The 21,851-nt window shown below is 72.4% G+C and carries 18 protein-coding genes and 1 pseudogene; 10 read left to right on the forward strand and 9 right to left on the reverse strand.

The features are described from left to right. Positions 1 to 48: 48 nt before the first annotated feature. Positions 49 to 1,095, forward strand: a pseudogene (locus ACFO0B_RS10065) (phosphotransferase family protein). On the opposite strand, the gene ACFO0B_RS10070 reads toward ACFO0B_RS10065, so the two are convergent. From ACFO0B_RS10070 to ACFO0B_RS10085, 4 genes are all read right to left on the reverse strand, one after another. After that, entirely contained in the window at positions 1,096 to 1,404 is a 309-nt protein-coding gene (locus ACFO0B_RS10070; protein ID WP_378612276.1) for a 2Fe-2S iron-sulfur cluster-binding protein, read from the reverse strand. Positions 1,405 to 1,485: 81 nt separating this feature from the next. Then, entirely contained in the window at positions 1,486 to 2,253 is a 768-nt protein-coding gene (locus tag ACFO0B_RS10075) for an enoyl-CoA hydratase/isomerase family protein (protein ID WP_378612100.1), read from the reverse strand. Next, the gene (locus ACFO0B_RS10080) at positions 2,253 to 3,521 is read right to left on the reverse strand and encodes an acetyl-CoA hydrolase/transferase family protein (protein WP_378612101.1); all 1,269 of its coding nucleotides are present in this window, start codon (positions 3,519 to 3,521) and stop codon (positions 2,253 to 2,255) included. The genes ACFO0B_RS10075 and ACFO0B_RS10080 overlap by 1 nt, the downstream gene beginning before the upstream one ends. Then, on the reverse strand, positions 3,518 to 4,795 hold the full coding sequence (locus tag ACFO0B_RS10085; protein WP_378612102.1) for a CaiB/BaiF CoA transferase family protein: 1,278 nt from the start codon (positions 4,793 to 4,795) through the stop codon (positions 3,518 to 3,520). The genes ACFO0B_RS10080 and ACFO0B_RS10085 overlap by 4 nt, the downstream gene beginning before the upstream one ends. A 59-nt stretch (positions 4,796 to 4,854) precedes the next feature. Here ACFO0B_RS10085 and ACFO0B_RS10090 point away from each other — a divergent pair, with 59 nt between their 5' ends. From ACFO0B_RS10090 to ACFO0B_RS10110, 5 genes are all read left to right on the forward strand, one after another. Further along, a complete protein-coding gene (locus tag ACFO0B_RS10090) occupies positions 4,855 to 6,372 on the forward strand; it encodes a class I adenylate-forming enzyme family protein (protein WP_378612103.1) in 1,518 nt (505 codons plus the stop codon). Then, on the forward strand, positions 6,369 to 7,145 hold the full coding sequence (locus ACFO0B_RS10095) for an SDR family NAD(P)-dependent oxidoreductase (protein WP_378612104.1): 777 nt from the start codon (positions 6,369 to 6,371) through the stop codon (positions 7,143 to 7,145). Before ACFO0B_RS10090 ends, ACFO0B_RS10095 begins: the two co-directional genes overlap by 4 nt. Positions 7,146 to 7,274: 129 nt before the next feature. After that, positions 7,275 to 8,258: an acrylyl-CoA reductase (NADPH) gene (gene acuI, locus ACFO0B_RS10100; RefSeq protein ID WP_378612105.1), complete on the forward strand. Its 984-nt coding sequence runs from the start codon at positions 7,275 to 7,277 to the stop codon at positions 8,256 to 8,258. Between the two features lie 9 nt (positions 8,259 to 8,267). Beyond that, on the forward strand, positions 8,268 to 9,611 hold the full coding sequence (locus ACFO0B_RS10105; RefSeq protein ID WP_378612106.1) for an FAS1-like dehydratase domain-containing protein: 1,344 nt from the start codon (positions 8,268 to 8,270) through the stop codon (positions 9,609 to 9,611). 14 nt (positions 9,612 to 9,625) lie between these two features. Then, positions 9,626 to 11,296, forward strand: coding sequence for a class I adenylate-forming enzyme family protein (locus ACFO0B_RS10110; protein WP_378612107.1), 1,671 nt, complete (start codon positions 9,626 to 9,628; stop codon positions 11,294 to 11,296). 203 nt (positions 11,297 to 11,499) lie between these two features. Here the strand turns inward: ACFO0B_RS10110 and ACFO0B_RS10115 are convergent, their stop codons facing one another. The 5 genes from ACFO0B_RS10115 to ACFO0B_RS10135 all read right to left on the reverse strand — a co-directional run bounded on the left by ACFO0B_RS10115 (position 11,500) and on the right by ACFO0B_RS10135 (position 16,790). After that, the gene (locus tag ACFO0B_RS10115) at positions 11,500 to 12,558 is read right to left on the reverse strand and encodes an acyl-CoA dehydrogenase family protein (protein WP_378612108.1); all 1,059 of its coding nucleotides are present in this window, start codon (positions 12,556 to 12,558) and stop codon (positions 11,500 to 11,502) included. Beyond that, complete coding sequence (locus ACFO0B_RS10120) at positions 12,555 to 13,739, reverse strand: acyl-CoA dehydrogenase family protein (protein WP_378612109.1); 1,185 nt, start codon at positions 13,737 to 13,739, stop codon at positions 12,555 to 12,557. Before ACFO0B_RS10120 ends, ACFO0B_RS10115 begins: the two co-directional genes overlap by 4 nt. Then, on the reverse strand, positions 13,736 to 14,506 hold the full coding sequence (locus ACFO0B_RS10125) for an enoyl-CoA hydratase/isomerase family protein (RefSeq protein WP_378612111.1): 771 nt from the start codon (positions 14,504 to 14,506) through the stop codon (positions 13,736 to 13,738). The genes ACFO0B_RS10120 and ACFO0B_RS10125 overlap by 4 nt, the downstream gene beginning before the upstream one ends. Positions 14,507 to 14,511: 5 nt before the next feature. After that, entirely contained in the window at positions 14,512 to 15,450 is a 939-nt protein-coding gene (locus tag ACFO0B_RS10130; protein WP_378612277.1) for an acyl-CoA dehydrogenase family protein, read from the reverse strand. Positions 15,451 to 15,620: 170 nt separating this feature from the next. After that, complete coding sequence (locus ACFO0B_RS10135; RefSeq protein WP_378612112.1) at positions 15,621 to 16,790, reverse strand: acyl-CoA dehydrogenase family protein; 1,170 nt, start codon at positions 16,788 to 16,790, stop codon at positions 15,621 to 15,623. Between the two features lie 122 nt (positions 16,791 to 16,912). Between ACFO0B_RS10135 and ACFO0B_RS10140 the strand changes: the two genes are divergently transcribed. The 4 genes from ACFO0B_RS10140 (at position 16,913) to ACFO0B_RS10155 (ending at position 21,844) form a co-directional block, all read left to right on the forward strand. Continuing rightward, the gene (locus ACFO0B_RS10140) at positions 16,913 to 17,719 is read left to right on the forward strand and encodes a FadR/GntR family transcriptional regulator (protein ID WP_378612113.1); all 807 of its coding nucleotides are present in this window, start codon (positions 16,913 to 16,915) and stop codon (positions 17,717 to 17,719) included. Between the two features lie 244 nt (positions 17,720 to 17,963). Further along, entirely contained in the window at positions 17,964 to 19,559 is a 1,596-nt protein-coding gene (locus tag ACFO0B_RS10145) for a Vgb family protein (RefSeq protein ID WP_378612114.1), read from the forward strand. A 58-nt stretch (positions 19,560 to 19,617) separates the two neighbouring features. Continuing rightward, a complete protein-coding gene (locus tag ACFO0B_RS10150) occupies positions 19,618 to 20,463 on the forward strand; it encodes an SDR family NAD(P)-dependent oxidoreductase (RefSeq protein ID WP_378612116.1) in 846 nt (281 codons plus the stop codon). Positions 20,464 to 20,482: 19 nt separating this feature from the next. Next, positions 20,483 to 21,844, forward strand: coding sequence for an aromatic ring-hydroxylating oxygenase subunit alpha (locus ACFO0B_RS10155; RefSeq protein WP_378612117.1), 1,362 nt, complete (start codon positions 20,483 to 20,485; stop codon positions 21,842 to 21,844). The last annotated feature ends 7 nt before the right edge of the window (positions 21,845 to 21,851 follow it).

A 21,851-nucleotide genomic window follows, 5' to 3' on the forward strand; every position in this document is an offset into this window, starting at 1 on the left:
GCATTCTGAATCATGAGATGCTTATTCTCAACCCGAATCGGAGGTGCGATGACCCACCTGCACACCCCGCGGCTGGCCGCGTGGATGGACGAGCGAGGGTTACCCGGCGTCGGCGCCCCGCTCCGCACCCGGCTGCTCTCCGGCGGCACCTAGAACGAGATCTACGAGGTGGCGCGCGCCGAATTCCGCGCGGCCCTCCGCATTCCACCGGCAGCGGCCCCGCCCGGCCGGGACAGCGGAATCCTGCGCGAGTGGCGGATCATCGCGGCGCTGGACGGCACCGACGTCCCGCACACCCCCGCGCTCGCGGTCTGCACCGACCCGGCGGTGCTCGGCCGCACCTTCTACCTCATGGGCTTCGTGGACGGCTGGTCGCCGATGGATCACCAGCAGGCCTGGCCCGACCCCTTCGACGGCGACATCGAGTCCCGCCGCGGGCTGGCGCTGCAACTGGCCGAGGGCATCGCGCTGCTCTCCCGGGTGGACTGGCAGGGCCGCGGCCTCGGCGATCTGGGCCGCCCGGACGGCTTCCACGATCGCCAGGTCGACCGCTGGACCGGCTTCTTCGACCGGATCAGGGGCCGCGAACTGGACGGCATGGACGCCGCGACGAACTGGCTGCGCGCGCACCGCCCGCTCGACTTCGTGCCCGGCATCATGCACGGCGACTACCAGTTCGCGAACGTCATGTACCGGCACGGCGGCCCGGCCCGGCTGGCCGCCATCGTGGACTGGGAGATGGGCACCGTCGGCGACCCGAAACTGGATCTGGCGTGGATGCTGCAGGGCTGGCCGACGGATACCGCCGATCCGGAGCCGGGGGCCTTCGCCTACGTCGACATGCGGCACCTGCCCGCGCGCGAGGAGGTGGCCGCGCACTACGCGGCAGTCTCCGGCCGGCAGGTCGACGACCTCGACTACTACCTGGTGCTGGCGCAGTGGAAGCTGGCCATCGTGCTGGAGCAGGGTTTCCAGCGCGCGGGCGGCGACGAGAAGCTGCTCGCCTTCGGGCCGATCGTGCCCGAGCTCATGCGCTCGGCCGCCGAGCTCGCCGAGAGCACGGGGTACGTCGGCCAGGTGCTGATCGAGCCGTGATCACTCGTACTCGATCGTGATGGCGGGGGTGCGCGGCTCGGACTGGCAGGTGAGGACGTACCCCTCGGCGAGGTCCTCATCGGTCAGCGCGTCGTTGATCCGCATCTCCACCCTGCCCTCCCGCAGCACGGCCATGCAGGTGCCACAGTTCCCCGCCTCGCAGGCGAAGGGCGGGTTCAGCCCGGCCCTGCGGGCGGCCTCGAGCACCGTGTCGTCGGACGCGAGCCGCACCGTCTCGGTGCGTCCGTCGAGCAGGATCGTCGCCTCCACGGCGGTCGCGGTAGCTGGCTCGTTGGCGTTTCCGGCCATGGCGGTACTCCCCTGGTCGAGCTCGAGCGAACGCTCGGCATGAAGGCTGAGCACATGCTTAGCATGCGCTCGCGGACCCGGTCAACGTCCGCTCCACTCGGGCCTGCGCTTCTCGGCGAAGGCGCGTGGCCCCTCCTGCGCGTCGGCGCTCTCGTAGCACTGGGTGGAGGCGTGCCTGGCCGCCCGCAGCGCGGCCGAGCGGCCCATCTCGGTGGCGAGCATGACCGTCTCCCTGGCGGCGCGCACCGAGAGCGGCGCGCCCGCCAGGATGTCGCGGGCCAGTTCCAGCGCGGTCTCCAGCAGGTTCTCCGGTTCGGCGAGCCGGTTCACCAGCCCGATCTCGTAGGCGCGGCGGGCGTCGATGGGCTTGCCGGTCAGCAGGATCTCCATCATGATCCGCTGCGGGATCATGTGGATGAGCGGCGACGCCCACGGCGAGCTGCGGCCCACCTTCACCTCGGTGACGGCGAAGGTCGCGGTGCTCGCCGCGACGCACAGGTCACAGGCCTGCGCGATCATCCAGCCGCCGGCGAAGGCCGGGCCGTTCACGGCGGCGATGGTCGGCTTGCTCAGTTCGATGGTGTCGTAGGGGATGGGGAACATCTCGCGCGGCGGCACGCCCATGCCGGTCGCCACCATCTCCTTGAGATCGCCGCCCGCGCAGAAGGTGCGGCCTGCCCCCGTCAGGATCGCGACGCGCAGCGCGGGGTCGCGCTCGAAGCGCTCCCAGGCGGCGAAGAGACCGTCGCGGACATCCTTCGCCAGGCAGTTGCGGGTGTCGGGGCGGTTCAGGGTCAGGACGGCGATGCCGTCCGGGCGGGCGTCGAACAGGACGGCGTCGTCGCTCATCAGAATCCTCTCCGCTGGATCTCGCGGGCCGCGCGCTCCAGGTCGTCGCGAAAATCGGGGTGCGCGATGGCGACGAGGCGTCTCGCGCGCTCGGCCAGGGTGCGGCCGGCCAGCTCGGCGGCGCCGAACTCGGTGACGATCACGTCCACGTCGCTGCGCGCGGTGGTGACCGGGCCGGAGAGCGCGCCGGTGATCCGGCTGACGGTGCCGCCCCTGGCGGTGGCGGGCAGCGCGATCACCGCGTGCCCGCCGGGCGAGCGGGCGCCCGCGCGCACGAAGTCGACCTGGCCGCCGGTGCCGCCCAGGTAGGCCGAGCCGCTCTGCTCGGCGTTGACCTGGCCGGTCAGGTCGACCTCGACCGCGGAGTTGATGGTGACCAGCCGGTCGAGCCGGGCCAGCACCGCCGGGTCGTGGGTGTAGGCGGTGGCGCACATGCGGATGCGGTCGTTGCCGTCGGCGAAACGGTAGAGCCGGTCGGTGCCGATCAGGGCGCCGGTGATCGAGACGCCGGTGTCGATCGCCTTGCGCGCGTTGGTGATCACGCCCGCCTCGACCAGGTCGACCAGGCCGTCGCCGAGCATGCCGGAGTGCACGCCGAGGTCGCGGCGGTCGCCGAGCAGGCGGAGTACGGCGTCCGGCACCGCGCCGACGCCGACCTGCAGTACCGAGCCGTCGCCGATGAACTCGGCGACGTGGCCGGCGATGGACTGATCCAGCTCGGTGATCGGCGCGGGTGACACCTGCACCGGGTCCAGGGAGACCTCGACGGCGTAGTCGATGTCGGCCGCGGCGATGCGCTCGCCCGCGGTGCGCGGGACCCGGTCGTTGACCTCGGCCACCACGGTTCGCGCGGCGCGGACGGCGGCCAGGACGTGGTCGCTGATCAGGCCGAGGCTGTGCGTGCCGTCGGGGTCGGCGGGGGGCACCTGGATGAAGGCGACGTCGCACGGGATGGCCCCGGTCTCCAGCATCGGGCCGACGCGGCTCACGTGGCACGGGATCACGTCCAGCAGGTGCGCCTTGGCGAGGGCGCGGAGTGCACCGATGGCGCCCATGCTCACCGCGCGGAACGCCTCGGCGGTGGCCGGGGTGAGGAGGCCGGAGAAGCTGGTGGCGATGAAGAGCGAGAGATCGGGGATGTCGGGGCCCTGCTCGATCAGGGCCTCGATCAGCGAGGTGGGTTCACCGCAGGCCTGGCCTGCGACGATGCGGTCGCCGGGGCGGAGAACGGTGCGCAGATCGAGGTCGGCGAGTGGGATCGCGGTCACCGCGCGGACCCGTTCGCGGAGGCGCCGTTCGCCCCGGGACGGCGCGCGGATCCCGCTGCCGCTGAGCCCGCCCCGGACGCTGCGTCGGCTCCCGCCGTCCGACCGGGGACGGCCTCGGCCGCGGCTGGTCGCGCCGCGCGGCCGAGGCCGGCGAGGACCACCTCGGTGTCGGCGCCGAGCCGGGGGGCGGGGCCCGCGATGCGGCCGGGGGTGCGGGAGAACCAGGCGGGCGGCCCGGGGAAGCGCACGGGCCCGTTCGGTGTGTCCACCGTCTGGAAGAAGCCGGCCGCGTTCAGGTGCTCGTTGTCGAAGAGGTCGTCCAGCGAGTTGACCGCCGCCGCGGGGATCTGCAGGTCGCGCAGCAGCTCCAGCCACGCCGCGGTGGTTCGCTCGGCGAACGTCGCGCTGAGCAGGCCGTACACCTCGTCGATGCGCGCCGCCCGCTGGGTCAGCGTCGCGAACTCCGGCCCCGCCCAGGCCGGTCGCACCGCACCGACGAAGGCGGCCCAGTGCTTGTCGTTGTAGACCAGCGCCGCCAGGTACCCGTCGGCCGTGCGGTAGGGCCGCCGATTCGGCGTCACCGCCCGCGGATACCCCGCCGCGCCGAGCGGCGGATCGAAGAGCCGCCCGTTGGCATGCTCGACCAGCATGAACGCCGCCATGGTCTCGAACATGGCGATCTCCACCTCCTGCCCCTCCCCGGTCCGTTCGCGGTGGAACAGCGCCATCGTGGTGGCGTAGACCGCGGTCAGCCCGGCCACCTTGTCCGCGACGATGCTGCCCATGTACCCCGGTGTGCCGGTGAGCATCTCCTGCACCGCCGGAATCCCGCACTCGGCCTGCACGGTGTCGTCGTAGGCGGGGCGGTCGGCGTCCGGGCCGCCGCGGCCGTAGCCGTAGCAGTTGGTGTAGACGATGCCCGGGTTCAGCGCGGCCACGTCGGCGTAGCCGAAGCCGAGCCGCTCGATGGCGGCAGCCCGCATGGAGTGCACGAAGACGTCGGCACCGGCCACCAGCTCGCGCAGCGCGGCGGCGTCCGCCTCGGTGCGCAGATCGAGCACCACGCTCCGTTTACCCCGGTTGACGTTGACGAAGACCCCGGCCATCCCCGGCTCCGGCCCCACCGAGATGTACCGCGTGTCGTCGCCGCGCGGCGGCTCGACCTTGATCACGTCGGCGCCCATGTCGGCCATGATCTGGGTGCAATAGGGGCCCATCACCATCGCCGTGAGATCGATGACCCGCACCCCGGAGAGCGGACCTGTGTGCTCCATCGCGTCCTCTTCCGCCGCTATCTGATGAATCCTTGCAAGGATAGTGGTATCAAAGAGCGGTGGACAGTTTCTCCGGCGAACTCCGCGCCCCGCGCCCGATCGCGGCCGTGCTCGATGCCGCACTCGCCGCACGCCCGGAGGCCCCCGCCGTCATCGGCGCCGCCGAGACCTGGAGTTATCGCGAACTCGACGAGCGCGCGGCACGGGCGGCCGGGGCGCTCTGGGCGCTCGGCGTCCGTCCCGGCGACCGGGTCGCCGCCTGCCTGCCCAACGATCTCGAGATCGTCGCCGCCTTCCACGGCGCGCAGCGGATCGGCGCGATCTGGGCCGGAATCGGCGAGGCGCTGGCCCCCGCGGAGCAGCAGTACCTGCACGATCTCCTCGAACCGAGCGCGGTGCTGGCCGGGCCGCGCTGGACCGGAGCATCCCGTTCGGCCGTCGATCCCGACCGGTGGGCGGAGCTGGTGGCCGGGGCCGGACCGGCTCCGGAGGTGGCGCACGATGTCGACGCCCCGGCCGGAATCGGCTTCACCAGCGGCACCTCCGGCCGCCCCAAGGCGGTGGTGCACAGCCAGCGCAACCTGCTGCTTCCCGGCGCGGTCACCGTCGCCACCAGGGGCTGGGGGCCGGAGCTGCGGCGCGGCGACAGCTTCCCGCTCACCATCCTGAACATGCTGGTGCTCTCCACCCTGACCACCGCGCAGGCGCAGGGCTGCGCGGTGATCATGGACCGCAGGGACGCCGCCGGGGTCGCCGAGTGGATCGAGCGGCACGCGGTGACGGTGTGGAACGGCGCGCCTGCCCAGCTGCACGACCTGGCCCGGCGGCCGGAGGCGGAGCTCGGCTCGCTGCGCGAGGTCTGGAGCGGCGGTAGCGATACCCCCGACGCCCTGCGCGAAGCGTTCGCCGCCGCGCACGGCATCGTCCCGCGCGCCACCTACGGGCTCAGCGAGGCACCGACCGTTGTCGCCATCGACCCGCCGGGCGCCGCCTGGATCCCCGGCACCAGCGGCACCGTGACCCCGCAGTTCGACGTCGCCGCCTACGACGACGCGGGCACCCGGCTCGCGCCGGGCGCGCTCGGTGAACTGCGGCTCGCCGCCGCGGGCGAGGGCCCGTGGGCCGGGCTCTGGCGGCCGACGCTGGGGTACTGGGCGGACGGCGCGGTCCGGCCGCCCGATCCCGGGCCCTTCGCCACCGGTGATATCGGCACCGTCGACGCCGCGGGCAACCTCGCGGTGCTCGACCGCAGGAAGATGGTGATCATTCGCGGCGGCGCCAACGTGTACCCGCTGGAGGTGGAGCGGGTGCTCGCCACCCATCCTGATGTCGCCAAGGTGGCGGTCTGCCCGGTGCCGGACGAGCGGCTCGGGCAGAAGGTCGCCGCTGTGGTGGAGAGCGCGCGCGACCTCGACTTCGCGGAGCTGGCGGCGCACTGCAGGCGCGAGCTGGCCGGGTACAAGGTGCCCGAGGTCTGGACGCGGGTGGCGGCGCTGCCGGTGAACGCCATGGGCAAAGTGGAGCGGACCGGGCTCACCGCGCTGGTCACCGCGGCGGACGCGGAGCCGGCCCGATGAGCGCGGAGCAGGGGCCGGTGTTGCGGTTGTTCGGATTGCGCGGGCGGGTGGCGATCGTGACCGGCGCCTCCTCGGGGCTGGGCGCCGCGGTGGCGGAGACCCTGGCCGAGCTCGGCGCCCGGGTCGCGCTGGTCGCACGGCGCGCGGACCGGCTCGGAGAGCTCGCCGCGCGGACCGGCGGTCTCCCCCTCGCGCGCGACCTCGGCGATCCCGCCCAGGTGGCCGAGATCGTGCCCGCGGTCGTGGAGCAGCTCGGCCCGCCGGTGATCCTGGTGAACGCCGCGGGCAACCGGTTCACCACCGCGCGCGCCGAGGACGAGCCGCCGGACGCCGTGCACGACACCATCGGGCTGAACCTGGTCGCGCCGTTCCTGCTGGCCCAGGCAGTCTTCCCGCACATGCGCGACGCGGGCGGCGGCGCGATCGTCAACGTCTCCTCGATCAGCGGGCGGGTCGGGGTGCCCGGCATCCCGCAGGCCTCCTACGCGGCGAGCAAGGCGGGGCTCTCCGGGCTCACCGCGGAACTGGCGGTGCAGTGGGCACGGCACTCGATCCGGGTGAACACGGTGGCGCCCGGCTTCTTCCGCTCCGAGATCACCGACAGCCTCTACGACGACGAGCGCGGCGCCGCGTACCTGCGCCGCAATACCCCGCTGCCCACCGAGGGCACCGCCGCGGACCTGGTCGGCGCCATCACCTGGCTCGCGGGCGACGCCGCGCGCTACGTCACCGGGCAGACCGTCGTCGTGGACGGCGGCTGGACAGCCCGCTGAACTGCAAGTTCCGGCGCGAGCCGGTTGACACCCGAACACCCGGATGAAAGCATAATTTTACCCATAGGAGAATTGCATTCTCATCGGTGATGAGAATCAGCTCCGACCGGAGGAAGGACACTCTCGGCGATGTCTTCTGCACTACTCATCGAGAAGGGCGACGCGGGCACGACAGCGGCGCTGACCAGCGTGGACGATACCGCGCTGCCGGAGGGGAACGTGACGGTCGACGTCGCCTACTCCACGCTCAACTACAAGGACGCGCTCGCGCTCACCGGCTCGTCGCCGGTGGTGCGCAAGTTCCCCATGGTGCCCGGCATCGACTTCGCCGGTGTGGTCGCCGCGAGCGACCACCCGGACTGGTCGGCGGGCGACGCCGTGATCCTGAACGGCTGGGGCGTCGGCGAATCGCACTGGGGCGGGCTGGCGCAGCGGGCGCGGGTGAACGGCGACTGGCTGATTCCGCTGCCGTCCGCCTTCGACGCGCGGCAGGCGATGGCGATCGGCACTGCCGGGTACACCGCCGGGCTCTGCGTCGAGGCGCTGGAGCGCTTCGGGATTCGTCCGGGGGACGGCGAGATCCTGGTGACCGGGGCGACCGGCGGGGTCGGCAGCGTCGCCATCGCGCTGCTCAGCGCGGCCGGGTTCACCGTGGCGGCGGCGACCGGGAAGGCGGCCGAGGCCGGATACCTGAAGGGGCTCGGCGCGAGCACCGTGCTCGACCGGGCGGAGTTCGCCGAGCGCGGGAAGCCGCTGCAGAAGGAGCGCTGGGCGGGGGTGGTCGACACCGCGGGGAGCTACACGCTGGTGAACGCCGCCGCGCAGACCAGGTACGGGGGCGCGGTCGCGGCCTGCGGGCTGGCGCAGGGGATGGACCTGCCCGGCACCGTCGCGCCGTTCATCCTGCGCGGGGTGACGCTGCTCGGCATCGACAGCGTGCAGGCGCCGAAGGAGCGCAGGCTCGAGGCGTGGGCGCGGCTGGCCCGCGATCTGGACCCGGGCACGCTGGATTCGATCGCCACCGAGATCCCGCTCGGCGAGGCGATCGCCGCCGCGGGCCGCTTCATCGACGGGACCGTTCGCGGTCGCATCGTCGTCGACGTGAATCGCTGAGGAGCAGCCGTGAGCACAGGTAATTCCGCAACGCCGCGGAAGACGGCGGGGACCGGCGCGCGCAAAGCCGCGACTGCCGCCGCGAGCAAGGCCGCGCCCGCGCGCAAGGCCGCGCCCGCGCGCAAAGCCGCCGCCGCGCGCGGGAACTCGGCTCCGGGCAAGGGCGCGGGTACGTCGCCGGGCGGCGTCGAACTCGACCTCTCCGATGTCGACCACCGGGTGGGCAAACCCGTCGGCGGCGGCCAGCTGTGGGATCCGTGCAGCACCTCGGACATCCGCCGCTGGGTGATGGCGATGGACTACCCGAACCCGCTGCACTGGGATCACGAGTTCGCCCGCGAATCCCGCTACGGCGGGCTGATCGCCCCGCAGTCCATCGCGGTCGGCCTGGATTACGGCCACGGCGCGCAGCCGGCCTGCGTCGGCCACATCCCCGGCTCGCACCTGATCTTCGGCGGCGAGGAGTGGTGGTTCTACGGCGCCCCGGTGCGGCCGGGCGACACGCTGTTCCAGGACCGCCGCTTCCACGACTACAAGGTGGCCGAGACCAAGTTCGCCGGCCCGACCATGTTCTCCCGCGGCGACACCACGCACCGCAACCAGCACGGCGTGCTGGTCGCGAGGGAGCGCTCCACCGCCATCCGCTACCTCGCCGAGGAGGCGAACAAGCGCGGCATGTACGAGAACCAGCTCGGCGAAGTGAAGCGCTGGACCGCCGCCGAGCTGACCGAGGTGGAGCAGCTCCGGCACGAGTGGATCCTCTCCAACCGGCTCGGCGTCTCACCGCACTTCGACGAGGTGAAGGTGGGCGACAAGCTGCCGCGCCGGGTGATCGGCCCGCACAGCATCGCCACCTTCACCACCGAGTACCGCGCCTTCCTCTTCAATATCTGGGGCACCTTCGGCTGGGTCGCGCCGCCCGGGATCCAGGATCCGTGGATCAACCAGGACCCGGGCTGGACCGAGGGGTTCGAGTTCGACGAGGAGGGCGCCAAGATCGACCCGCGCAAGCGCGACGGCCTCTACGTCGGCCCGTCGCGCGGGCACATCGACGGCGACAAGGCGGGCGAGGTCGGCATGGCGCGGGCCTACGGCTACGGCGCGACCATGGGCGCCTGGTGCACCGACTACCTCAGCTACTGGGCGGGCAACGACGGCCTGGTGCGGCACACCAAGGCCGACTTCCGGCTGCCCGCCTTCGAGGGCGACGTCACCTACTTCGACGCCGAGATCGTGGACAAGATCACGGATTCGGCGTGGGGGGTGCCGCTGGTGCAGGTGAAGCTGAAGCTCACCGACCAGAACTTCGGCACCCTGGTCAGCTGCCTCGCCGAGATCGAACTCCCGCACTGAGGGGCACGGAAACCATGACCACCCGCTCCCCCGCCATCGCCGCGGGACCACCGCTCGCCGACGAACCCGGGCTCGGCCCGCTCACCCTGCCCGGCTTCCTGCGCGAGGTCACCGCGCGCTACGGCGACCGGGAGGCGCTGCGCGTCCCCGGCGGCGTCAGCTGGACATACCGCGAACTGCACGACCGCGCCGTCGAGGTCGCCCGCGCGCTCCGGGCCGCCGGGGTGGGCAAGGATTCCCGCGTCGGCGTGCTCATGACCAATCGGCCGGAGTGGCTCGCCGCCGTCTTCGGCACCTCGCTGGCCGGCGGGGTGGCGGTGGCGCTGAGCACCTTCTCCACCCCGGCCGAGCTGGACCACCTGCTCCGGGTCTCCGGGGTCTCGGTGCTGCTGTTCGAACGGCACGTCGCGCGGGCCGATTTCGCGGCGGTGCTCACCGAACTCGAACCGGCGCTGGCCGGGACGGACCCCGGTGAACTGCGCTCGACGGCGTACCCCTTCCTGCGGCACCTGGCCGTGGTCGGCGAGACCCCAGGCGGCGCGATCGAAAGCTGGGACGCCTTCCTGGCCCGCGGCGCGCGCGAACCGGCCGAGCTGGTCGAGGCCGCCGCGGACTCGGTGCGGCCGAGCGACACCGCCGTGCTCTTCTTCTCCTCGGGGACGACGAGCAAGCCGAAGGGGATCCGCAGCGCGCACCGCGGGGTTGCGGTGCAGATGTGGCGCTTCGGGCAGATGTTCGGCTTCACCCCGGACGACACCGTGCGCTGCTGGACCGCCAACGGCTTCTTCTGGTCGGGCAACTTCGGCCAGGCGCTCGGCGCCACGCTCGCCGTCGGCGGAACCCTGGTGCTGCAGCGGCTCTTCGACGCCGCCGAGGCGGTGGCGCTGATCGAATCGGAGCGGGTCACCTTCCCGGTGGCCTGGCCGCACCAGTGGGCCCAGCTCGCCGGCGCGCCGAACTGGGCGGAGACCGATCTCAGCAGCCTGACCTTCGTGGACAAGCACACCCCGGCGGCGGCGCACCCGACGGTGACCACCGAGTGGACCGAGTGCGGCCACGCCTACGGCAACACCGAGACCTTCACCATCACCACCTGCTACCCCGCCTGCACGCCGGACGAGGTGCACGCGGGCAGCAGCGGAGTGCCGCTGCCAGGGGTGACGGTGAAGATCACCGACCCGCTCAGCGGCGCGGTGCTCGCGCGCGGTGAGAGCGGGGAGATCTGCGTCAAGGGGCCGACGCTCATGCTCGGCTACGTCGGCACGCCGCTGGACGAGACGCTCGACGCCGACGGGTACTTCCACACCGGCGACGGCGGCTACCTGGACGACGTCGACCGGCTGTACTGGGAGGGGCGGCTCACCGACATCATCAAGACCGGCGGGGCCAACGTCTCGCCGCTCGAGGTGGACGAGGAGCTGGCGCGGTTCCCCGGGGTGAAGGTGGGGCGCACGGTCGGGGTGCCGCACGAGACGCTCGGTGAGGTCGTGGTGGCGTGTGTGGTGCCACAGCCGGGGGCGTCGGTCGACGGGGACGCGCTGCGCGGGTTCCTGCGGGAGCGGCTGGCCAGTTACAAGGTGCCGCGGCATGTGCTGCTCTTCGCGGAGCAGGAGTTCACGCTCACCGGGAGCGCGAAGATCAAATCGTCCGATCTGCGGGAGTTGGCCGCGAAGCGGTTGGGCTGAGTCTCGGCGCCACAACGGGGTGGTGCCGGATGGGGGTGCGAGGGGTTCCGGAGGCCGACAAGGGAGTCGGTGCCGGAGCCCCTCGCACGCGTTCGCGCGATGTTCGACGGCGCGTTCCGAGTTGGACCGTGCTGCCCGCCGACCAGGTCGCCGAGCTGGGCTGGTGCGCTCGCCGCGCCGCAGGCTCGGCTCGAGAGAACGCCTCAGGCGCGGTAGCGGGCGGCGAGGATGCGGCGGTGGGCGGCGGGGGTGCCGAAGAGGGCGCGGTCGAGGGTGGCGCGCTTGAGGTAGGTGTGGATGCCGCTCTCCCAGGTGTAGCCGTACCCGCCGTGCAGCTGCATCGCGGCGCCCGCGACCGCGACCGCCGCCTCGGCGGCGTAGGACTTGGCCATGCTGGTGGAGATGTCCGCACCGGGTGCGGAGATCTCCAGAACACGCACCGCCTCGGCGACCAGGTGCCTGGCGACGGTCACCCGGACCAGCATGTCGGCGCAGGCGTGCTTGACCGCCTGGAACGAGCCGACCGGGCGGCCGAACTGCTCCCGCACCCGCACGTAGGCGACGGTCGCGTCGAGCATGGCCTCGGCGATGCCGAGCGAATCGCACGCCGTGGCCAGCGCGGCCCGCGCGCCCAGCGCGATCGGCGTCTCGATCCGCCACACCGCGCGCGGTTCCGCGCCGGCGGCGGTGACGGACCCGACCGTCCGGGTAGCGTCCACCAGCGGCACCGGCGTGCACGTCACCGCACCGGGTTCGACCGCGGCGAGCACCGGGTCGCCGTCGGCGTCCCGAGCCGGGATCAGCAGCAGATCCGCCGTCGGAGCGTCCGGCACGAAGTGCTCGGCACCGGTCAGCCGCCCGCCCTCCAGCCGGAAGGGTGCTGTCGCGCCGGTCCGGGGAGCGGCCGATCCCGGCACCGGTGAATCACCCCCGAGCACCACAACCGGCACCTGGCTGCCCTCCACCGTCGTGCGCAGCACTTCGTCCCGCACCGCGTCACCGCCGACGGCGAGCAGCGCGGGCACGCTCAGCGCGAGCACCGAGGGCAGCGCGGTCCGCGCGGCAGCCCGGCCGACTTCGGTCAACAGCACCGCCACTTCGGCGACCCCCGCCCCGGCCCCGTCGAACTCCTCCGGCACCGCCAGCCCGGGCCATCCGGCCCGAGCGACGACCTCCCAGGGCACCGCCCCGTCCCCCACCTTGCCGAGCAGTTCCCTGGCAACGGACCGCAACTCGTCGTGGAACTCCGCGAACGCGCTCACGACGACACCACCGGTTCCCGCGGCAACCCGAGCCCGCGCTCCCCGATGATGGTCCGCTGGATCTCGCTGGTCCCGCCGGGAATGGTCCACTCCCACGACCCGACGAAGTCGAGCACCCACGCCCCGGACTCCCACCCGCCGGACATCGGTTTGCGCAGGACGGTGTGCGCACCGACCGCTCCGAGCTCGGCCCCGAAATCCGTCATCCGCTGCAACAGCTCGCTGTAGAAGAGCTTGACCACGGAGGCATCGGCCGGCCCCGCCGTCCCGGCTTCGTGCCGCTCCACCAGATCGCGGCACAGCGCCCGCAGCCCGGTGAGCTCGATCTCCAGCGCGGCCAGCCGATCGTCGACCACCGGGTCACCGTGCGCCCGCGCCTCCTCGACCAGCCACCGGAATCCGGCGTGGCCGAGCCGCTCGGCGAGCTCGAGCATGGTCAGCCCGCGCTCGGCGCCGAGCGTCTGCTGCGCGACCTGCCAGCCCTTGTTCTCGGCACCGATCAGGTTCTCGGCCGGGATGCGCACCTCGTCCAGGAAGATCTCGCAGAAGTGCGCGTCACCGGTGGCCTGCCGGATGGGCCGCACCTCGATCCCCGGACTGCGCATATCGAGCAGGAAGTACGAGATTCCGCGCCGCTTGGGCGCTTCCGGGTCGGTGCGGGCCAGGAGCAGGCACCAATCGGCGTACTGGGCGCCGCTGGCCCACACCTTCTGCCCGGTGACGACGAACTCCCCGCCCTCGCGGCGCGCGGCGGTGCGCAGTGCCGCCAGGTCCGAGCCGGCGCCGGGCTCGGAGAAGCCCTGCACCCAGATCTCGCCGTCCAGGATCGCGGGCAGGTGCCGCCGCCGCTGCTCCGGAGTGCCCGCGCCGAGCAGGGTGGCCGCGGCGTGGTGCACCGAGACGAAGGCGAGCACGAGCCGCGGCGCGTCGTGCGCGGCCAGCTCCTGGTAGAGCACGATCTGCTGCGCGACCGACATCCCGCCGCCGTACTCCGCGGGCCAGTGCGGAACCGCGAACCCGGCCCGCCGCAGCCGCTGGAACCAGTCCTGCTGGAACGCGACGAATTCCGCCCCGCCGACACCGGTCTGCGCCTGCCGCCAATCCGCCGGAATCTCCGTCCGGCACCACTCCCGGACTCGCTCCCGGAACGCGCCGAGCTCCTCCGGCCGATCCGCGCTCATCGCGCCCGATCCCGCAACGCCAGCAACCGCTCCCGGTGCTCCGCGCTCTGCATGGAAACAACCTCCGCCGCGAACCCCGCCTGCATCGGCCCACCCAGCGCCTGCGACAGGTACATGTTCACCACCCGCTTGGTCCCCCGCAACGCCTCCACCGGCTGCGCCGCCAGCCGCCGCGCCAGCGCCAGTGCCTCGTCGAGCAGCGCATCCGGCGCGACGACCCGGCTCGCCAGCCCCACCTGCACGGCGGTGGCCGCATCGATCCGATCCCCCGTGTACAGGAACTCCCTGGTCCGCAGAATCGGCGTGAGCAGCGGCCAGAACGCGGCACCCCCGTCTCCGGCGACCAGCCCGACCGCGACGTGCGGATCGGCGAGATACGCCTTCTCCGACATGAGCACCACATCGCAGAGCACCGCGATACTCGCGCCCAGCCCGACCGCACCGCCGTTCACCGCCGCGATCACCGGCAGCGGAAAACGCAGCAGCTCCTCGATGATCTGCGCGCCCTCGCGGATACTCTCGTCCCGCGCGACCGGGTCGTCCAGGAACGAGGTGATCCAGTTCAGATCGCCGCCGGCACTGAAAGCGCGCCCCGCACCGGTCAGCACAACCGCCCTGGCCTCGGTGTCAGCGGCCAGATGCCGCCAGACCTCGGCGAGCGCGCGATGCAGGTCGGCGTTCACGGCGTTGAGTTCGCCCGGCCGGTCGATGAGCACGATGCGCACCGGACCGTCGGCGGTGATGGTGAGCCCGGGAGGCAGCTGCACGACGTTCACACCCCTCGCGGGTCGGAGAAGAGCCCGGCCAGCCCGGCGGTCCCGATCTGGGCGGCGAGCGCCTCCTCGGTCCCGGCGATACCGAGCGGAAACCGGCGCAGCGGAAGGCTGTGCCTGGACAGCCAGGAGAGCGTGGCCTCGTCACAGAAGCCGAGCGCGCCGTGCACCTGGTGCGCCACCCGGAAAACGGTCTCCGCGGCCTCCAGAGCGGCCAGCCGCAACGCCAGCGCGTCGGCCACGGCCTCGGGGCGACCCGCCTGGATGCTCCAGAGCGCGTAGCGGGCCAGCATCTCCACGCCCCTCCGCTCCACCTCGGCATCGGTGAGCTGGAACTGCACCGACTGGAACTCGGCCAGCGGCTTGCCGAACTGCTCGCGGAGCAGCACGTGCTCGCGGGCGAGTTCGACGGCGCGGTCGAGCATGCCGAGCAGGGTCCAGCCGGGCAGGGTCAGGGCGAGCGCCGGGTCACCGGCGGCATCGATCGGCTCGACCTCGAGCGGAACCACGAACGCGGTCTCCCGCACGGTCCCGGTGCCGGGCAGTGCCCGCACCAGGCCGCGCGCACCGGTCAACCCGACCGCGGCCACCCGCAGATCGAGCCCGGCGAGCGCCGCGGCCGATTCCGGACCCGCCACGACGACCAGCGCGTCCACCTCGAGATCGGCCGGGCGAGCGAGCCGCTCCGCGACCGGATACGGCGTCGCCCAGTATCCGGCGCTACGGCACAGCGCCGCCGCCGCCTCCAGCTCGACCGGATCCCGATACGGCGCCAGCTCCCACGCCCCGAGCCGCTCCAGCACCGGCGCGATCAGCTCCTGCCGCAACCCCGGCTCCGCCTCCGCCCGCTGCACCAGCTCGTCCCCGCCCGCCGCCCGCAGCGCCCGCAGCGCCTGTGCGCCGAATTCCCTCGCCTCGTCTGCCAATTCGATCCGCATCACATCCCCCTCCGCCGACGGCCGCGCGCGCCCGCGCTCCCCGTCCGCGACCACCCCACGCGCGTCGGCCGCAACCACAGCCGCACCGGCGACCACCGCACGCCGCCCGGGGGCACCGTCCACCCCGGCACCCGGCGACACCGCCCCGTCGGGCGGCACTGCCGCGGCACTCACGCCGCCTCCCCGTTCCGACGGCCGCCGCCGAGCAACGCTCGCGCCAGCAGAATCTGCTGCATCTCGATACTCCCCGAGGCAACGGTGGCGGCATTCGCGTACCGCCAGTGATCATCGACCGCACGGCGGAACCACCGCCGCGGCCCCTCCTCGTCCGGCACGTGCGCCGCCAGCTCGGTGAGCAGGGCGGCACTCTCCTGGTCGAGCCGGGTGACCGCGATCCGGTAGGCGGCGGTGTCGGCCGGATCGACGGTGCCGGTGCTCTGCGTGGCGATCACCTGGTACGCCAGCAACCGCGCCCGCCGCGCCCTGGTGAGCATGCGCGCCCAGCGCCCGGGAAGCGCGGCGGGCAACGTCGCCCAGCGCTCGCCGAGCACCTCGGGCGCGGTCAGCAGCAACCGCTCGCAGCGGGCGTAGCGCGCGATCCCGACCCGCTCGAAGGCGAGCACCTCGCGCACCACCGACCACCCCTCGCCCACCCGGCCGAGCACGTCGGCCGGAGTGGCGCGCACCCCGTCGAAGAACACCTCGTTCAGGTGGTGCGGCCCGAGCATCGACCGGATCGGCCGGACCAGGATCCCCGGCGCCGACATCGGCAGCAGGAAAACGGTGAGCCCCTGCTGTTTCCGTTCACCCGACCCGGTGCGGGCGAGCAGGAAGCACCACTGGGCCATGGTCGCGTAGGAGGTCCAGATCTTCTGTCCGGAGATCAGCCAGCCGTCGCCGTCGGGTCGCGCCGCGGTGCGCAGCGAGGCCAGGTCGGAGCCGGCGTCCGGCTCGCTGAAGCCCTGGCACCAGATCACCTCGCCACGCGCGATCGGCGGCAGGTGCTCGCGCTGCTGCTGCTCGGTGCCGTGCCGCATGACGGTCGGCCCGACCCAGTTGACGCCCATGTACTGGGCGCCGCGGGGTTCGTGCTTGGCCCACATCTCCTCGCGGACGACGGTCTGCTCCCACATCGAGGCGCCGCGCCCGCCGAACCGCTCCGGCCAGGCGGCGCAGAGCAGCCCGCGCTCGGCGAGCACCCCGCTGAACCGCTGCGCCACCGCGAGATCCGCCGGGTCGTCGGTGAAGGCGCCGAGAAAGCCGTCCGGGACCTCCGTGGCGATCAGCCGCCGGAGCTCGCCCCGCAGACTCGCGGCGGCCTCGCCCATGGTGAAGTCCATGCGTCGCACCGTACTTCAATCCTCATAAGGATAGCAATATTTGTATGGTCATTCGCCGCTGACTACACTGCCGCCATGACGGTGAGAGCGACCCGCGGGCGGACCGGCGACGGGTGGCGCCGATGACGAGCCCCCGCCGCGGCCGGGTGCCGCAGCGCCGGATCGCGGAGACCGTCGCCGCCGAGCTGCGCACCCGCATCCTGGCCGGGGACGACACCTACCGCCTCCCCACCCAGGACCAGCTGGTCCAGGACTTCGGGGTCAGTTACCCGTCGATCCGGGAGGCGCTGCGCATCCTGGAGACCGAGGGGCTGGTCACCGTCCGGCGCGGCAATGTCGGCGGCGCCGAGGTACACCGGCCGGACGCGTCGTCGGCCGCATACCACCTGGGTCTCGCGCTGCAGGCCGCCCGCGTCACACTCGGCGACCTGGCCGCCGGGCTGCGCATGCTGGAGCCGACCTGCGCCGCCGAGTGCGCCACCAGGCCGGACCGCGCCGCGACCGTCGTCCCCGCGCTCACCGAGAACGTCGAGAAATCCGCGGGGCTGCTGGACGACGGCGTCGCCTTCACGCACGTCGCGCGGGAGTTCCACGACCTGATCGTCGCGCACACACCGAATGTGACGGTCCGCTCCGTGGTGAGCACGCTGGTCACGCTGTGGTCGGCGCAGGAGGAGGCCTGGGCCGAGGTGATCACCAGGCAGGGCGAGTACCCCTCCCGCGACGAGGCGAACGCGGTGGTGCGCACGCACCGCCGGATCGCGAGGGAGATCGAGGCGGGCCGCGCCGCCGAGGCGGAGCGGCTCTACCGGACCCACCTCGCCGCCAGCCAGGCCGTCGTCCTCGAGCGGTTCGACGGGGGCGTGGTGAACGCCTCCCCCGCGGGGGCGCGGCTCGCCATGCAGACCGTGTCGCGCACCCGGCTGTAGACCGCTTTCGGCGAACTCCGCCCTGCTCGGGCGCGCGTTGGGTAATCTCATTCTCAGAATTGCTCATACCATATTCCGGCCGCGTGGCGCGGACCGCCCCGCGACCGGACGGCTCCGCGCGCCCACCCGACGACCCCTGCCCACCTTCGGTTTTCCTTGCGATCGGCAAGTATTGCAATCCTTGTGAGGATTGACGTAGCGTGGCCCGCGACACACTCCTCCGATCCGCACGGGAGGCTCCGCCTTGACTCGAGGGGCGCGCTACAGCACCACCACTCCGTTCACCCTCGCCGATGGCGTCGGCGTCGAGCGGCTCACGCCGCCGAGCCGGCTGTTCGGCGCCAACGGTCTCCGCACCGGCCCGGACAACCGCATCTACATCGCGCAGGTCGCGGGCAGTCAGATCAGCGCGCTCGACGTCCGGAGCGGCGAGCTGGAGACGATCAGCGCCAAGGGCGGCGACATCGTCGCCCCCGACGACATCGCCTTCGACCCGGCGGGGAACCTGATCGCCACCGAGTACATGGACGCCAGGGTCAGCGTGCGCGGCACCGACGGCAGCAGCCGGGTGCTCCGCGACGACCTGCCCGGCGCCAACGGCATCACCGTGCACAACGGCAGGCTCTTCGTGAACGAGTGCCGGATCGGCGGGCGGCTCATGGAGCTGCCGCTGGACGGCTCCGCGCCGGTGGTGCTGCAGGACAACCTGCCCATGCCGAACGCGATGGAGGTCGGCCCGGACGGGCTCCTCTACTACCCGGTCATGGGCACCAACGACATCTGGCGCATCGACCCGGACGGCGGCACCCCGGAGCGGGTCGTCGGCGACCTGGCCGGGCCGGACTCGGTCAAGTTCGACGCCGCCGGGTTCATCGTCTCCACCCAGGCCGGCTCCGGCCAGGTGCTGCGGATCGATCCGCGCACCGGTACCCGCGAGGTGCTGGCCCAGCTCGCGCCCGGGCTGGACAACTGCACCTTCGTGGACGGCAGGCTCTTCGTCTCCAGCTTCGACGGCTCGATCACCGAGGTGCTCGGCGGCGGCGACAGCAAGTCGGTGCTGCCGGGCGGGCTGCTGTGGCCGCTCGATCTCACGGTCGGCCCGGACGGCACGCTCTACGTCGCCGACGGCACCTTCCTCTACGAACTCCGCGACGGCGCGCTCCAGGTGATCGCCTCGCTGTTCAGCCTGAACTCCCCCGGCTACGTGCGCGGCATCACCGCGACCGGTGTCGGCGAATTCATCGGTTCGACCTCGACCGGGCAGATCGTGACCTACAAGCACGGCCCGGAGCCGGAGACCGCGCTCATCGCCGACGGCTTCGACCAGCTGTACGGGGTCGCGGTCGACGCGGACGGCACCATCGTCACGGCGGACGCGGGCACCGGCAAGGTGGCCTCGATCCGCGGCGGGCAGACCGAGGTGCTCGCCTCCGGGCTGCAGCGCCCGATCGGCGTCGCCTTCGGCCCGGACAACGCGGTGCTGGCCTCCGAGTCCGGCGCCGGGCGCGTCGTCTCGGTGCGCGCGGGCGCGGTCGACACCGTGGTGGACGGCCTGGAGACGCCGCACGGAATCCTGGTGCGCGGCAACCAGCTGCTCATCGTCGACGTCGGGCTCAAGGCGCTGATCGCGGTCGACCTGGTCACCAAGGCCAGGCAGACGCTCGCCTCCGACCTGCCGCTCGGCGTGCCGGATGGCGTGGTCGCCAAGCCACTCAAGGGCACCCCGCCGTTCTCCGGTCCGATGGGGCCGTTCGCCGGCATCACCGCGGGCCCGGACGGCACCGTCTACGTCTCCGCCGACGCCGAGGGCAGTGTCCTCGCCGTCCGCGTCGAGGGGTGATGGCCGTGCCCGAAGCCGGCCACGCCGAGTTCCCGACCGCACCACGGAGGCGCACGGCATGAGCGATATCGATCTCGGCCTCACCGGCCGCGTGGTGATCGTCGCGGGCGCGGGCGGCGGCGGCATCGGCACCGCGGTCACCAAGCTGATCGCCAGGGCGGGCGCCACCGTGCTCGCGGTGAGCCGCGGCACGGAGAACCTGGACACGCACGTCAAGCCCCTTGCCGACGCGGGTCTTCCGATCATCCCCTTCGCCGCCGACGCGAGCACCGACGAGGGCGTCGCGAGCATCCTGGAGCGCGCCCGCTCCGCCGGCGGCGAGCTGCACGGCCTGGTCAATATCGCCGGCGGCGCGGCACCGACCACCTGGATGCCGGCCACCCGCGTCACCCGCGAGGACTGGCGCGCGCTCTTCGCGCAGAACCTGGAGACCATGTTCTTCCTCAGCCAGGCGGTCGCCGCCGAGCTGAAGGCGAAGAACCGCGCGGGCTCGATCGTCTCGCTCTCCTCGATCAGCGGCATGAACACCGCCCCGTTCCACATCGCCTACGGCACCGCGAAGGCCGCGCTGGTCGCCGCCACCCGCACACTCGCGGTCGAGCTGGCGCAGACCGGCATCCGGGTGAACGCGGTGGCGCCGGGCGTCACCGCGACCCCCGCCTCCACCGCCTACGTCGGCGACGACCCGGAGCGCGACCGCACAGCCATCGCCATGGGCCGCCGCGGCACCCCGGAGGAGCAGGCCGGGCCGATCCTGTTCCTGCTCTCCGACCTGTCGAGCTACATCACCGGCCAGACGCTGCTCGTCGACGGCGGGCTGAACCTCAAGTGGACCCACCTGGGCGCCGACCACACCTCGCTGTTCCTCGAGAACGAGGATTTCCGCGCCGCGATCACCCGCTGACCCCGATCGGGAGAATGTCATGACCGAAACCGCCGAGAACCCAACGGAATCGCTGTCGACGCCGGCCGAAATCGGTGTCGAGGCCTACATCTCCCCCGAATACGCCCGCGCCGAGGGCGAGAAGCTGTGGGCGAAGGTCTGGCAGCAGGTCGGCCGGGTGGAGGAGATCCCCCGGGTCGGCAACTACCTGACCTACGACATCATGAACGACTCCATCCTGGTGGTGCGCACCGCGCCGGACAGTTTCCGCGCTTACCACAACGTCTGCGCACACCGCGGCCGCAGGCTCGTCGACACCCCGCCCGGCGCGCACGACGCCCGCGGCAGCGCCAAGCAGTTCGTCTGCGGTTTCCACGGCTGGCGCTACGACCTGGAGGGCCGCAACACCTTCGTGCCCGAGCGCGAGGACTGGAACTGCGCGCTCACCGAGCGCAACGACGGGCTGAACCAGGTCCGGGTCGACACCTGGGGCGGCTGGCTCTGGATCACCATGGATCCCGAGGCCGAGCCGCTGCGCGACTACCTGAACCCGGCCGCCGCGCTGCTGGAGCACTTCGAGCTGGAGAAGATGCGGTACCGCTGGCGCCGCTGGGTCGAGTTCGACTGCAACTGGAAGGTCGCCTTCGAGGCCTTCATGGAGACCTACCACGTGCCCTACACGCATCCCGAGTTCGCCAACTTCGGCAGCTTCCTCGGCTGGGCGCGACCGCAGGGCAAGCACTCCAACATCGGCTACGACGCGCCGAAGGGCATGGAGGAGAACCAGGCCAAGCTGCGCGTCGGCGGCGGCGCCGACGCCAGGGTCTCCACCGCGACGCTGCAGAACTTCACCTGGGAGAACGCCAACACCAACACCACCCGCACCCTGGTCGACGTCGCCAACCGGCTGGTGGACGAGCTGCCCGAGGGCACCCCGAGCGACCAGGTGCTGCGCTACTGGCTGGACACCGCCCGCGCGGAGGACCAGGCGCGCGGCGTGGACTGGCCCAAGGTCGACCCGTCGGTGGTGGCGCAGGCGGGCACCGCGTGGCAGATCTTCCCGAACTTCCAGATCGGGCACGCGGTGAACAACATGCTGTGCTACCGCTTCCGGCCCTACGGCACCGATCCGGACAAGTGCATCTTCGAGGCCGCCGTCTTCGAGCTCTTCCCGGAGGGGCAGGAGCCGGAGACCGAGTGGGAGTACACCCCGGTCGGCGACCCCGGCTGGCGCTCCGTGCTGCCGCAGGACTTCGACAACATGGCCGCCGTGCAGCAGGGCATGAAGTCGCGCGGCTTCTCCGGTCCCAAGCCGAACCCGTACCGCGAGCGCAGCGTCGTCAACCTGCACCACAATCTCGCCAGGTACATGGGCACCGGCGAACCCACCGAGCTGAGCTGAAGGAACC

Origin of the sequence: Nocardia jiangsuensis, assembly GCF_042650385.1 — a bacterium.
GTDB classification, from domain to species: Bacteria; Actinomycetota; Actinomycetes; order Mycobacteriales; family Mycobacteriaceae; genus Nocardia; species Nocardia jiangsuensis.